Origin of the sequence: Methylobacterium sp. SyP6R, assembly GCF_019216885.1 — a bacterium.
Taxonomy (GTDB): domain Bacteria; phylum Pseudomonadota; class Alphaproteobacteria; order Rhizobiales; family Beijerinckiaceae; genus Methylobacterium.
The window spans coordinates 50,333-63,458 of sequence record NZ_JAAQRC020000003.1 but is presented as its reverse complement, the minus strand read 5'-3'; the positions used below and the strand labels follow the sequence as shown (position 1 = coordinate 63,458).

9 protein-coding genes and 1 pseudogene are annotated in these 13,126 nt (G+C 68.6%); 4 read left to right on the top strand and 6 right to left on the bottom strand.

What is annotated here, in order from left to right; translation table 11 throughout:
- Positions 1 to 50: 50 nt before the first annotated feature.
- Positions 51 to 1,112: a DUF7146 domain-containing protein gene (locus HBB12_RS33015; protein WP_236993682.1), complete on the bottom strand. Its 1,062-nt coding sequence runs from the start codon at positions 1,110 to 1,112 to the stop codon at positions 51 to 53.
- A 25-nt stretch (positions 1,113 to 1,137) separates the two neighbouring features.
- Positions 1,138 to 5,490 (bottom strand): strawberry notch family protein, encoded by a 4,353-nt coding sequence (locus HBB12_RS33010; RefSeq protein ID WP_236993681.1) that lies wholly within the window; start codon positions 5,488 to 5,490, stop codon positions 1,138 to 1,140.
- A 355-nt stretch (positions 5,491 to 5,845) separates the two neighbouring features.
- On the opposite strand from HBB12_RS33010, the gene HBB12_RS33005 reads away from it, so the two are divergent.
- Positions 5,846 to 6,169 (top strand): MucR family transcriptional regulator, encoded by a 324-nt coding sequence (locus tag HBB12_RS33005; protein WP_236993680.1) that lies wholly within the window; start codon positions 5,846 to 5,848, stop codon positions 6,167 to 6,169.
- A gap of 205 nt (positions 6,170 to 6,374) precedes the next feature.
- Here the strand turns inward: HBB12_RS33005 and HBB12_RS33000 are convergent, their stop codons facing one another.
- Both HBB12_RS33000 and HBB12_RS32995 read right to left on the bottom strand, forming a co-directional pair.
- Entirely contained in the window at positions 6,375 to 6,680 is a 306-nt protein-coding gene (locus tag HBB12_RS33000) for a DUF4326 domain-containing protein (RefSeq protein ID WP_236993679.1), read from the bottom strand.
- A gap of 185 nt (positions 6,681 to 6,865) precedes the next feature.
- Positions 6,866 to 9,130 carry a ParB/RepB/Spo0J family partition protein gene (locus HBB12_RS32995; RefSeq protein WP_236993678.1) on the bottom strand — a complete coding sequence of 755 codons (2,265 nt, stop codon included), beginning with the start codon at positions 9,128 to 9,130 and terminating at the stop codon, positions 6,866 to 6,868.
- 525 nt (positions 9,131 to 9,655) lie between these two features.
- Between HBB12_RS32995 and HBB12_RS32990 the strand changes: the two are divergent.
- Positions 9,656 to 10,464: pseudogene (locus HBB12_RS32990) on the top strand (IS5 family transposase).
- Here the strand turns inward: HBB12_RS32990 and HBB12_RS32985 are convergent.
- Together HBB12_RS32985 and HBB12_RS32980 are read right to left on the bottom strand one after the other, a co-directional pair.
- Entirely contained in the window at positions 10,459 to 10,770 is a 312-nt protein-coding gene (locus tag HBB12_RS32985; protein ID WP_236993677.1) for a helix-turn-helix domain-containing protein, read from the bottom strand. The pseudogene HBB12_RS32990 and the gene HBB12_RS32985 overlap by 6 nt on opposite strands.
- A gap of 311 nt (positions 10,771 to 11,081) precedes the next feature.
- Complete coding sequence (locus HBB12_RS32980; protein ID WP_236993676.1) at positions 11,082 to 11,567, bottom strand: hypothetical protein; 486 nt, start codon at positions 11,565 to 11,567, stop codon at positions 11,082 to 11,084.
- A 552-nt stretch (positions 11,568 to 12,119) separates the two neighbouring features.
- On the opposite strand from HBB12_RS32980, the gene HBB12_RS32975 reads away from it, so the two are divergent.
- Together HBB12_RS32975 and HBB12_RS32970 are read left to right on the top strand one after the other, a co-directional pair.
- Positions 12,120 to 12,356: a hypothetical protein gene (locus HBB12_RS32975; RefSeq protein WP_236993675.1), complete on the top strand. Its 237-nt coding sequence runs from the start codon at positions 12,120 to 12,122 to the stop codon at positions 12,354 to 12,356.
- 81 nt (positions 12,357 to 12,437) lie between these two features.
- On the top strand, positions 12,438 to 13,007 hold the full coding sequence (locus HBB12_RS32970) for a hypothetical protein (protein WP_236993674.1): 570 nt from the start codon (positions 12,438 to 12,440) through the stop codon (positions 13,005 to 13,007).
- Positions 13,008 to 13,126 lie beyond the last annotated feature (119 nt).

Sequence of the window (13,126 nt, the reverse complement as noted above, 5' to 3'; positions counted from 1 at the left end):
CTCGGCCCGGACCGGTCTTCGGTTCGATCCTCAACCCGGAGTGTGATGGATCAGGCGGCCATCGCTTCCTCGAATTGGAGGTGGGCCACCGCGTCGTTCGGGTCGAGCTGGGGCGCGAGATACAGGGCGAGATCCCGCGGGCCGATGTGGCGCAGGTCGGTGTTGAAGTCGTCCTCGCGGGGATCCAGGTCCGTCACCAGGATGCCCTCGGCCTCGGCGCGCCGGCGCAGGGTCGCGGCACCGCTCTCACCGGCTGGATCGGCGTCGCGGGCGATGTAGAGGTGGCGCAAGCCGGGAGGAAGGATCAGGGCGGCGAGGTGAGCCCCCGACAGGGCGGCGACGTGCGGCACGGCTGGCAGGACGCGCTGGACCGACAGCACCGTCTCCACGCCTTCGCCGGCCACCATTAGCTCGGGCACCGTGCCGGCGAACCGCACCCCGTGGCCGAGCTGGTTGCCCAGGGTCCGCCGCGTGTCGCGCACAGCCGCCTTGTCCCGCCCGTCCGGAGCGAGCCAGGTCCGGCCGACCGCCATGACGGCGCCCGACAGGTCGGTGACGCTGGCCAGCAGAGCCGGGTGATAGGTGTCCGGGCCCGCCGGCTCCTTGCGCGAGGGCCGGTAGAGGCAGCGCGGATGGAATTGCAGGGCAGGCTGGTCGACCGCGTGATCGAGCCCGCGCGAGCGCAGGTAGGCCGCCGCGACGGTGCCGGGCACCGGCCGCCCGTAGCGCAGCATGCGGCGGGCCGGCTCGACCGTGTCGCGGGCCTTCGGGAGCGGGCGGGCCCGTTCAGGCACCGGCGGCTGGGGCAGGCTCAGGAACGCCCGTGCCTCGTCGAGGGCGTCCTTCCACCGGTCGCCGCACTGCATCCGGATCACGTCGAGCAGGTCGCCGTGCTCGCCGGTCGCTCCATCGGTCCACTTGCCGCGGGCCCCCTTGCCTGAGTTCGGCCCGGTGAGCCGCACGTACATCGATCCCCCCTCGCTGTTGAAGGCGTCGCCGACGCACCACCAGCGGCCGGAGCGGTAGCCGTTCGAGAGGTAGCGCCGGCAGAACGCCTCGACGTTGTCGGCGAGCTGGCGGGAGAGGTCCGCGGCGGTGGGATGGGTCGGCATGGTCGGCCTCCGGCGGGTTCGTGCATTAAGCGTGAGCGTGAGCGGAGACGCAACGTAAGAGAGCGTAGCGTTCGAGGACGGCGGCCAGGATGGTGGCTCCACTCTCGCCGACCGGGATGAACAGGCGGGTGCGGAACGAGACGACTTCGGAGAACAGGCCGATCGTCTTCAAGGCAGCCCGTGCGCTCTCGCTCACCCCGATCAATTCGATGCGGTGCTCCCCCATCACTCTCACTCGTTTGACCTGAAGGCCGCCGGCGAGCTGGAGGCTGGCCCGTCCCCCGAGCACGGCCGCGTAGGCGTCGGACGGGGCCATGGCGGTGCCGGCGCCCAGGTTGAGCTTCTCGCGGGTGACGTGCAAGTCCTGCGGGTCGACGACGCGCCCGACGATGCGCTCACCGGCGTCGGTCACGAGGCGGAACACCCGCATGTCGATGCCGGGCAGCCGGTCCCAGATCGGCAGCAGCAGGCCGGTGACGACGTAGAGCGTGCGCTCGTCGAATTCCGGCAGGCTGGCGAGCTCGGCTGCCCAAGCCGCCGCGAAGGCCTCGGCCGGCACCTCCTCGAACGAGGAGCGGGCGTACTGGTCGCGGTCGAGGAGCTGGCGCTGGAGCGGGCGCACCAGGCGGACACGTGCCACCACGGAGCCGTCCTCGCGGGTCTCGCTCGCCGCCTTGCCCATCAGCGCCGGCCGGCCGGAGCGCGCGTTGACCACGGGGCGAAAGCCCTCGGCGATCATGTCGAGAGCGGCAGGGAGGTCGAGCGGCCGCAGCCGGCGACGCTCGGAGATGGTCAGGAGGTGAGTATGCGCGCCGCTCGCCGGGTGGGTGTAGGCTACCTCGCGGACGGTGACCGTGAAGCTCTCGGCGGTCAACACTTCGACCCCGACATCGTAGACCCCAGCCGAGATCGCGCCCTCGATCATCTGGGCCAGGCGCTCCTCGAACGCCTCGAAGAGGCGGTTCTGCATGTCGATGCGAAGCGCGAGCACGCGGTTGAGGAAGCGGCCGATCGGCGGCAGCTCCTCGAGCATGGACCCGGCTTCGGAGAGAAGCACGAGCCCGGTCATCGCCTCGAATTCCTTGACCGAGCACCCTTCGATCTCGCCGCGTACGATCGCCCAATAGAGCTGGCGCAGCGCGGTTGCCGCGTAGGGGCCCTCCAGATTGTCCTCGGGCCGGAACAGCCCCTGGCCGCCGGTCTGGCGCTGGCCCCGGGTGATCGCGCCGAGCGTGTCGAGGCGCCGGGCGATGGTCGAGAGGAAGCGCTTCTCGCCCTTCACGCTGGTCGTCACCGGCCGGAACCGCGGCGGTTGGGCCTGGTTCGTGCGGTTGGTGCGACCAAGCCCCTGCACGGCCGCTTCAGCCCTCCAGCCGGCTTCGAGCAGGTAGTGGACGCGCAGGCGCTGGTTCTTCGCGCCGCGATCGGCGTGATAGCTCCGCCCGGTCCCGCCGGCATCGGAGAACACGAGGATCCGCTTCTCGTCGTCCTGGAAGGCCTGGGTCTCCGAGAGGTTGGCGGTGGCAGGGCGGTTCTGGAGCACTAGGCGGTCGACGCCGTCGCGCCCGGTCTGGCGCACGATCCGGCGCGAGCGCCCGGTCACCTCGGCCACCACCTCGGTGCCGAAGTGATGGAGGATCTGGTCGAGCGCCGATTGCACGGGGGTCAGCCCGCACAGGTGCTCGATCAGGGCGTCGCGGGTCTCGACGGCCTCGCGGCACAGGATGGGCTGGCCGTCGGCATCGATTGCCGGCCGGGACAAGATGTTGCCATCGTCGTCGCTGTAGGGCTCGTAGAGCTGGGTCGGGAAGGCGTGGGCCAGATAATCGATCACGTACTCGCGCGGCGTGACGTCGACCTGGAGGTCGCCCCACTCTTCCGAGGGGATCTCGGCCAGGCGCCGCTCCATCAGCGCCTCGCCGGTCGAGACGATCTGCACGACCGCGGCGTGGCCGGCCTCGATCCCCGCCTCGATCGCAGCGATCAGGCTCGGGCATTTCATTGCCGTGAGCAGGTGGTTGAAGAAGCGCTGCTTGCTCGACTCGAAGGCCGAGCGCGCCGCCGACTTCGCCGCCCGGTTCAGCGTGCCGCTCTCCCCCGTCACGCCCGAGGCCTTTAGCGCCGCGTCGAGGTTGGTGTGGATGACCTGGAAGGCGTCGGCATAGGCGTCGTAGATCGCCGTCTGCTCACGCGTCAGCGCATGCTCCAGCATCTCGACCTCGACGCCGGCGTAGGAGAGCGAGCGAGCGGTGTAGAGGCCGAGCGCCTTGAGATCGCGGGCCAGCACCTCCATCGCCGCAAGCCCGCCCTGGTCCATCGCCGTGATGAAATCCGAGCGGGTGGGGAAGGGGAAGGCGCCGCCGCCCCAGAGGCCGAGCCGGTGGGCGTAGGCGAGCTTCTCGACCGTGACCGCGCCGGTGGCCGAGACGTAGAGCACCCGGGCATCGGGGAGGCGGTACTGGAGCGCGAGGCCGGCGCGTCCCTGCTGCGAGGCCTCGACCACGCCGCGGTCGCCGGAGCCGGCCGCCGCGTTGGCGAGCGCGTGGGCCTCGTCGAGGGCGATCACGCCGTCGAAGTCCGGCCCGAGCCAGGCGAGGATCTGGTCGAGGCGCGAGCCGGACCCGTTCCGCCCGGCGCCGCGCAGGGTCGCGAAGGTCGTGAACAGGATGCCCTCGGCCAGCGTCACCGGCTTGCCGGGCGCGAAGCGCGACAGCGGGACGATCTGGAGCGGCTCCTGGCCGAGATGGCGCCAATCCCGCTGGGCGTCCTCCAGCAGCGCCTCGTTCTTCGAGATCCAGAGCGCCTTCTTCCGCCCCTGCATCCAGTTGTCGAGGATGATCCCGGCGACCTGCCGGCCCTTGCCGGCGCCGGTGCCGTCGCCGAGGAAGAAGCCCTGGCGGAAGCGCACGGCGCCGTCCGCGCCCTTGGCCGCGGCCGAGAGGAGGGTACCGGTCTCGTCGACGGTCCAGTGACCGGGCAGGTGCTGGGCGTGGGCGGCGCCGGCATAGATCACGGTCTCGAGCTGGCATTCGGAGAGCAGGCCGGCCGAGACGACGGGCCCCGGCAGGCGCGGGGCGTAGCCCGGCCGGGGCAGGCGCACCGAGGCCATCGCGGTCGACTGCACCAGCGGGGTCGGATGCGGATGGGCGCCCTCGATCCGCAGGGTCTCCAGGGCATAGGGCTCGTACAGGGCCGCCTCCGCGGCGAGCGTCGCGGGCAACTCCTCGATCACGGTGTAGGCGACTTCCGGGGCGGTCTCGCTGGCAGGAGCCGGGGCGGCATCCGGAGCGCGGAAGCGCGGGGCCGGGATGGGCCTACGGCCGAAGCCCGGGATCGCGCTGCGTCCAGCCGGAGAGGACGGCTCCAGTCGGGCCGGAAGGCTCGCCAGGACCGCGGCCAGCAGCCCGGCCACGTCCTCGATCAACCCAAGCGGGGCGACGTGCGTGCCCGTCTCGCCGGCCGGCAGGCGGTCGAAGACGTGGAGGCGCACGTCGACGGAGGTGCCATGCTTGGCATAGGCCCGCCCCGACAGGCCGGCCGAGAATACCAGCCGCCCGCCGCGTTCGGCCAGGCCTGCGAAGGCATCGGCGGACGAGGGGCGATCGGGGCGGAAGTTCTCGCCGGTGATAGCGACCAGGCGCCCGCCGCGTGCCAGGCGCGTGAGGGCGGAGCGCAGGTGCGCGGCGGTCGCATCGCGATAGCGGCCCTCGACATGGGCCGCGACCGAGAACGGCGGGTTCATCAGGATCACGGTCGGGGTCACGCCCGGATCGAGCCTGTCGTGGATCTGCGCGGCGTCGAGCTGCGTGACCGAACCGGCCGGGTAGAGCGCCCGGAGCAGCCCGGCGCGGGTCGCGGCCAGCTCGTTGAGGTGGAGCTGGGCGCCGGCGAGCTCGGCGTGGATCGCGAGGAGGCCGGTCCCGGCCGACGGCTCCAGCACCACATCGCCCGGGCGCAGGCCGCAGGCGAGCGCCGCGACATAGCCGAGGGGCAGGGAGGTCGAGAACTGCTGGAGCGCCTCGCTCTCCTCGCTGCGCCGGGTGTGGGTCGGCAGGAGGCCGGCGATCCGGCCGAGCATCGCGAGGCGGGCGGCCGGGGCCGCGGCCTTGGCGCGGATCGCCGGCCAGAACCGGCGCAGGAACAGGATCTGGGCGACCTCGCCGGCCTCGTAGGCGTCCTTCCACAACCAGAAGCCCTCGGCGTCGCTGCCGCCGCAGGCGGCCTCCATCGCCGCGCGCAAGGCGCCGGTCTCGATCGTGCGGCCCTTGGCCAGGGTGTCCGCAAGGCATTTTCCGGCCTCAAGGATCGCGTCCGGGCGCGGGCCCGCGCTGAGGGCGGCGCTGGCCTCCAAATGCTTGGCAATGATTGGAAAGTTCATGGTCGCAGCTCCTGTCGGATCAGGCCGGGCCGCGGGTCTCTCTTACCCTCGCGCCGGCTTAATCCCCCGGAGGGCTCCTCTTCCTCTCAGATCACGGAGTTTTATACGGCGGTGAAGCTTCAAGGACACACCGCGACTCCTTGCGCACGGGTGATTCCCTTACGGTCCACTAAGACTATTGACCGAAAGGCGAGTCATGGGCTTGCTTGAACAATTGGACACAGCGGAGGGATTCGTCGGTTGAACCGGCCGCAATCGAGCGAAGACGCCGATATCGTGCGCTGCACGGCTCGGATCGTGATGGGATACGTGGCCGGCCACAGGTTGCCGCCCACTGCTCCTCTCCACGCTCATCATGACGGTGTCGCAGGCGCTCAGGTCCGGGCCCGACATTGTGATCGCCCCGGCCGCTCCCGAACTCGCCTACGTCGCGTCGGACCATCCCCGCGAGCAGGCACCGGCGCGGCGCCTCTCGCGCAAGGAGATCGCAGACTCGATCCAGGAGACGTACCTCGTCTGCTTCGAGGACGGCATGCACTACCGGATGCTCAGCCGGCATCTGCGTCTGTTCGGCCTGACACCGCACGCATACCGCGTGAAGTGGGGCCTGCCGGCAGACTACCCGATGATGCCGGCGGCCGACCTCCAGCATCGCGCCGTGCTCGCCCGCCAGAGGTAGCTCGGGAAGTATGATCGCAGCACGGCCAAGCCGCGCAAGACCTATGTCTTCAACGCTAATGCCAAGGTGCAGAGTGAAGCGGCGCCGCACAAACCGAAGGCCTACAGCACTGATCTCACCCGAGGCGGGTGGCGCCGGCCGGGTGAAACAGGGCAGGCCGCGAGTCCGGGCTGACGCCCGGAACCGGAGCCGCTCATGTGGTCGATCAAGCGGCTGCCTTCACCCCGCGCCACCACGCAACGCGCTCGTTGCGGTTGGCGGCCGCGAGGTACTTCAGCAGATCGCCATGGCAGGCCAGTGGGGCGCACCAGCACAGCAGGTCGCGCCCTCGCAGCTCATCCAGCGCTCGCAGCAGGTGGTGCTGGTCGGCCAGCCACACCACGTACTTCGCGATGACCTCGGCGCGGGTCCCGTCCCTGCCGATCACGAACAGGTTGCCCCACTTGCTGCCGCGGCCGATGTAGACGGCTCCATCGTGGGCATCGGTCCGCTTGTTCAGAACTCGACACATCGTCCTGCTCCCGATCGCTGATGCGTCGTCGCGACCGCGGGCAAGGGGGCGGGGTCACGCGAGCTTGCAGGCGAGCGGGAACGGCTTGCCCGTTGACCCCGACCTCGCCGCGGTCATGCAGGACGCATCAGCGACCGGGGATCGGGACGGGTCCGAGCGCACGGCCCTCACCCGTCCATGGCCGCTCACTCGGCGGCGATGGCATACCCCATGTCGGGATCCGCGTCGGCCGGGCCGTCCTCGCCGTCGAGGAAGGGCGGCAGCGGCTCGCTCGCCCCACCCTCTGCCTCCTGGGCAGCACCGAGGAACGCCGGTAGTTCGGCATCCCCAGTCTTCGGCGGCTCGATGTAATCAACGGTCTCGGCCGGGACGGTCACCGCCTCGGCGCTCAGGCCGGGCGTGCGCAAGATCTCGGGCAGCCAGCCGCTGTCAGCCATCAGGCGCTCGGCCTCGCGCGCCATGTCGCCCTTCTTCAAGCCCTCGAGCAGCCGGGCGGTGTCCTCCCCCTTGGCCTCGCGCACCGCCTCCAGGATCCGGCCCTTGGTCACGCGGCCGAAGTAGTTGGTGGCCGTCGGCTTCCAATCCCGGGTCATGTCGAGCCCGACGAGCGTCGCGAGCTGGTCGGCATGCGGCATCGCCTCGGGCCGGCGGTCGTAGGGCGAGTGCGAGGCGTTGACCGAGAGGCCGGCGCAGAGCGCGAACAGCTCGGTGCGCTCCTCAGGCGCCAGGTCGACCAGGAAGTCCCAGATCGCCTGGTGCTCGGTCGGCAGGCGCCGCGCCCACGCCTCGCGCCGCGTATCGAGGGCGCTCGCCGGCCGGTAGGCCTCGAGGCCCTGGACGGAATGATCGGGCCGGGCCGAGGAGGCCGAGATTTCCAGGCAGGACCCGGTGCGGTACGCGGTGACGATGACCCGGAGCACCATGGCGTGCAGGACCGCGATGAAGGCGGCGACCGGATCGTCGGCCAGCGCCTCGCGCAGCGCGATCGTGCGATAGGTGGTCAGCTCGATCCGGTGCTGCTCGGAGAGCGGGCGCTCGGCCTCTTCCGGCTCCGCCACGGGGACGACCGGACCAGCGCCACCGCCGATCGTGATGACCGTGCGCATCACAGCCGGCGCCGGTGCGGTGACGTCGCCCGAGGACGACGCGACCGGCTCGCCGATCGGTGCCTGCGCCGCGGCCGCCGGGGCCGAGCCTTGCTCCGTTCCCGCCATGGTCTCCGCCTCTCCCCGAGGCTCGTCCTCCGGTCGGACGTAGCCGCGCCGGACGCACGGCTGACCGTTGAAATCGAGGGTGACGAAGGCACCGCCGATCGCGATGTCGGCCGGGTCATAGATGGCGGCGCGTGCCTCGAACGCGGCGATGGCCTTCTCCAGCTCTGCCATTCGATGCACAGCCTCGGCGGGCCATTCCTCGTCGCTATAGCCGTATTCGTTGTCGAGCTGCTCGCGCTCGGCCAGGGCCGCCTCCAAGGCCTCGTCCTCGGCTTCGCTCAGGTCGGAGCGGGTCGGCAGGACGCGCAGGCCGTAGACGCGGCTGCTCATGAGGGACAGCGACACCTCGATCCACTTCCAGCCCTCCGCCGCCACGGTGGTGCTGAATTCCGCCAGCTTCGCCTCGGCCAGGCGATCGAGCAGCGCGGCATCCTCGAACCAGCCGTCGCCGTGCTCCATGAACAGGTCGCGCAGGACCACGCCGCCGGCGGCCACGTAGGCCTCCTCGCCGACGAACTTGGCGCGGGGCTCACCCTTGCTCACCGTGCGGTCGGTCAGGGCCTGCCGGATCAACCAGTTGCTCATGACGCCACGCTTCTTCAGCGCGTCCCAGACCTGCATCTGGCGAGCGTGATCCTCCGTCACCGAGAACGCCATGAGGCATTCCAGCGTCATCCCGCCGGCGCCGTAGGCCTCGAGCAGCGCCGGGCTGACCCCGGCGAGCCGCAGGCGCTGGGTGACGATCCGCTCGGTCACGAAGAAGCGCGCGGCGATGTCGGCGGTCGACATGCCGGTGTCGGCGAGCGCCTTGAACGCCCGGTACTGATCGAGCGGGTGCAGGGCCTCGCGCATGGCGTTCTCGGCGATCGAGTCCTCGGTCGCGCTGATCGCGCTGCCGGCCGCGCGCACGATGCACGGGACCTTGACGGTCTTGGCCATGCGGCCGGTCGTCACCAGGTGCTCGAGCGCGCGGAAGCGGCGCCCGCCGGCCGGCACCTCATAGCGGCCGGTCTCCTGGCCTGCCGCATCGAGGACCGGGCGCACGTTCAGGCTCTGGAGCAGGCCGCGATGGGCGATGTCGGCGGCGAGGTCCTCGATGCTCATGCCGTCGGCGATCCGGCGCACGTTGGCCTGCGACAGGCTCAGCTTCTCGAACGGGATCCCCACCGCCTCGGTCAGAACGATCTTGCCCGTGTTGCTGGCGGCGGTCTTCGCGGTGGTCTTGGACCGGGTCATGGCTCATCATCCCTGCGTCGGGCGGCCGGCTCTCTGTCGACCTCGAAACCCTCACGCAGGCGAAGCCCCTCTCTGACTCCAGAAGGGGCACCCGGGACTGTGACGGTGCCGGATCAGTCAGCAACCTGCCGGACGGCGCCGGTGTCCTCGGTGAGGCGGTGCGTGCGCAGAGGCAGAGGCTGGCTGATCACAGCCCGGACATCGCCGGCAGGCGGCGGGCGAGCCATACCAGACCAACAAGCAGGACTGATACGACGCCGATTTCTGAGCATGCCCTTTGGCAGTTTCGATATTTTCTACAAGAAACATCACTCCACATGATATATCATCTCGCATGATTCCTTTGATGACATCACTATTTTTGAGAAGAAGCCTCTGCAAGTGCGGTTTTTACGACATTGGCGGCCCGCTCCATGTGATCCACGGTCTGTTGAAGCTTCGAAACTGCATCAATCAAGCTCCGGGGCACGACACCAGCCTTAGAGCGTGTTATGAACCTATGACGTGGCGTGAGCGTTGAGGGGCATGAGTGCTGATCGCCCCGCCTATCCGTCCGACGTGTCCGATGAAGAATGGGCGCTGGTTGCCCCCTATCTGGCGCTGCTGCGCGAGGACTCGGGTCAACGCGACCACGAGTTGCGCGAGGTGTTAACGGGCTGCGCTACATCGTGAAGACCGGTGCGCCGTGGCGGTTCATGCCCCACGACCTGCCGCCGTGGGCGGCGGTCTACCAGCAGACCCAACGCTGGCTTTCCGCCGATTGCTTTGGCGCGGTGGCGGGCGACCTGCGTGCTGTGTTGCGGGAAGCGGCGGGGCGCGAGCCGGAGCCGTCTGCGGTGATCCTGGACAGCCGGACCCAACGCTCCTCGCCCGAGAGCGGTGAGCGGGCGGGCTACGACGGGGCCAAGCGCAAGCGCGGCTCGAAGGTGCACCTGGCGGTGGACACGCCCGGGCATGTGGTGGCGCTGCACGTCACGCCGGCGAACGTGGACGACCGCAGCCAGGTTGGGGCGCTGACGTGTGCGGTGCAAGCGGAGACGGACGGGAGCGTGGAGACGGCGTTCGTCGATCAAGGCTACACGGGCGAGAAGCCGGCGAAGGCCGCCGACGCGAACGGCATCGCGTTGGAGGTAGTCAAGGCGCCCGAGGCCAAGCGCGGCTTCGTGCTGCTGCCACGCCGGTGGGTGGTGGAGCGCTCGCTGGCCTGGGCGGCGCGCTGCCGCCGGCTGGTCAAGGACTACGAGCGCTATGCCACCACGTTGGCAGGCATCTACATGATCGCCTTCGTCTGCGACATGCTCAGCAAGCTTGGACGCATCGTAAACAGTTCATAACACGCTCTTAGACGCAGAAGCCGAACCGCTCGGATTTTCGTCAAAAAAGTCCTCGATACTCCGACCAAAAAGTGATGCAAGTATCGGAAGAACATTGGCTTTAAGGCAATTTATTCCCAGCTCATACTTCCCTAACTGCGCTTGCGTAACCCCCAGCGCCTTTGCTACTGAGCCACGACTGATATTTGCCTCCGTTCTAAATTGCGAAATGCGCTCTCCGAGTCTTTTATCAAAATCATTTGCAGATTTCCCAGCCATTTTACCCCGCCACTTTCCTAGTAAATTTCTAACAAGATTATTGCGCATCTATTCAATTCTAATGGTACTTGAATGCAAAGTCGTGGCATCTTCTCGCAAGCGCGCATGATCCGAATGGTATATTCTGCCCGCTGCGAGAGCCACTGCACTGGCGGCTTTGAGCCCGGCCATTCTGGCCGTGCCAGCATTCTAACCAGAAGTCACCACCGCCGGCGGATCGCACGAACTCATGGGGCATCTCCTTCTACAATCGATCTTGTGACGGCCCAACTTACGGCTGTCGCCCTTAACTCTTACCCATCGTCACCGCTACGCCAATACGAGCAGCGTGGCGCATGCTTCACAGCGTCATGCCCGGATCACGCGACGACCGGATTCCCGACGCTGGCGTGCGAGCCGATGGTCAGCTCGGGATCGACCAGTGTCAGCGGCGGCACGGCGGCGGACACCGCTTCGTCGAGCCGCGCCAGGAGGTCGGTCAGGGTTTCACCAGCGGCGAGGGCATTGCGAAGCGCCGGCAGGGTCATCATCGGCTCGCCGCCGTCGTCCGCGGCCTCGGCCACCGGGCTCACCAGGCCTGGGCGCCAGTGGCGCAGGCCGGCTTCGAACACGCCCGGCCGGGCGGACCAGGCACGTTGGTAGGACAGCCCCTGGGCCTGGCAGAACCTATCGATGTCGGGAGTGAGCCCGTAATCCTGAATGTCCTCGAAGGTCACGCTCCTCCCTTCGGCCAGCGATTCACGCACTAGGCGCTCGCTCTCGTCGAAGTACCGGCCCGTCGCGGCGATCAGCCCGCTGAGGGCCTGCGAGCCCTTCAACGGGCCGCCGATGGTCACAGTGGTCATCACATACTCGCCCATGGTGCCGATCCTTCTCAACGGACCCGCCGGAGGCGGCGAACCCTGCACGGGCGAAGGGCCTCCCTCTGGCAGAGGGGGGCCGGCCTGGGGGAGGTCAGGAGTGGGCGGTCATGCGGGTCGTTCACCAGGAGGGGAGGGCCTGAGAGCCGCTCTCTCAGCTTGCTGATCCCTCGTCGAAGATGCCGGCCCCTCTGACTTTCTTGAGCTGAACCGCTGGATCGAAGCGGCCCGAGCGCCTATGATTGCCGTGGGGTGGTACGCGCCGCCCTGGGGCGTGGAAACCCCTCGATAGACGGCTTTGGGGTCCGGCTGGACAGGGCCCCACTTCCTGATCTCTCGGGTCGGGGAGCCTGCGACGTATGTCCAGGCGCTCCGGTGCTAAAGGTCGCGGGGACCGTTCTATCGCGGTTTTCCAACTCCCCGGCTGTGGGTGGGTCGAGGCTCGTTTGCGGGGGCGTACCGCGGACACGGGCCTTCCGGGGACGCAGCAAGTCGTGTCGTGCTCGACCAATCACAACGCCGACAGAGGCCACCGCCGTGCATTCCTGTCCGGCCCTGCCATGGCTCACGACATTCCTGCGCCGGCGCGCCCGGGTGCGGGCACGGGCCCGCGTGATGCGCGACCGCCATGCCGGCGATGCCTACCCTCGCGCCCGCGAGCGGGCGCGGCGCCCTGGCGGGCGGCGGGACTGGTTCTGGACTCAGGTCGCGATCGAACTCGCTCGCCTCGAGGGGCGGGAAATCGGCGTGCGCGCCAGCGACCGCTGGCGATAGCCGCGAGCCCTCGCCTGGCGAGCGTGAAGGCCAAGAAATGCCCAGCCATGGCGCAGATGAGCTGAACCGATGGGGAAGCTCATGGTCCACGACATCGAGGAGCTGCTGGGCCAGCTCTGGCGTCTGAACGGCAGGGATCGGATGCGGCAAGCCCGCGAGGAGGGGTTGGTCTCGGCAGAACGGATCGGCACCCTGGTTCCTGGGGTGACGCTGGCGATGAGCGCCATGCTGCGAGCCCGCTACGCCTGGGCGGACGCTTGGCACGGAGCGGCGTTCGGCCAGGATTGGCCGGCCTTGCGCAACGTCCCAGCCCTGTCCTCCCGGCTCCGGGAGCAGGCCTGGCACAGTGCGCACATGAAGGCTCTCGCCAGGGCGCTTCCGGACGGTGTCGATCCCGCACGGATGGCGCTGCTGGGGGTCGATGAGGCGAGAGGCCAGGCAACCTACCTGCGCTGGTGCAGAGAACAGGAACCTTTGGTTTGCGCCTTCTATGGCGGTGGAGTCGATTTATTCTTGGATCTCAGTCGGTACATCGAATTCCTGATCGGGGAGCGCGTTCACGATGATAGCGCGGAAATCCTGATTGACCCTGAAACAAGACGTTCGACCGAAAAGACCGAATTATTCTTTGTGATCGATCAAGAGTCGTGAACCCCTCCCGTTCTCACGACGCTCATGAATTTCATGCATCAATCTTCGAGAATGGCGCATCGTTATATGAGATATATCCGACAAAACATCTGCGGCCTCCTCAGACACATTCGTCGATT

Bases quoted from the DNA above. Each gene is read 5' to 3' on its own strand.
- HBB12_RS32985 (WP_236993677.1), bottom strand. From the start codon at position 10,770: ATGCGCAATAATCTTGTTAGAAATTTACTAGGAAAGTGGCGGGGTAAA.
- HBB12_RS32980 (WP_236993676.1), bottom strand. From the start codon at position 11,567: ATGACCACTGTGACCATCGGCGGCCCGTTGAAGGGCTCGCAGGCCCTC.
- HBB12_RS32995 (WP_236993678.1), bottom strand. From the start codon at position 9,130: ATGACCCGGTCCAAGACCACCGCGAAGACCGCCGCCAGCAACACGGGC.
- HBB12_RS33005 (WP_236993680.1), top strand. From the start codon at position 5,846: ATGACGGTGTCGCAGGCGCTCAGGTCCGGGCCCGACATTGTGATCGCC.
- HBB12_RS33010 (WP_236993681.1), bottom strand. From the start codon at position 5,490: ATGAACTTTCCAATCATTGCCAAGCATTTGGAGGCCAGCGCCGCCCTC.
- HBB12_RS33000 (WP_236993679.1), bottom strand. From the start codon at position 6,680: ATGTGTCGAGTTCTGAACAAGCGGACCGATGCCCACGATGGAGCCGTC.
- HBB12_RS33015 (WP_236993682.1), bottom strand. From the start codon at position 1,112: ATGCCGACCCATCCCACCGCCGCGGACCTCTCCCGCCAGCTCGCCGAC.
- HBB12_RS32970 (WP_236993674.1), top strand. From the start codon at position 12,438: ATGGTCCACGACATCGAGGAGCTGCTGGGCCAGCTCTGGCGTCTGAAC.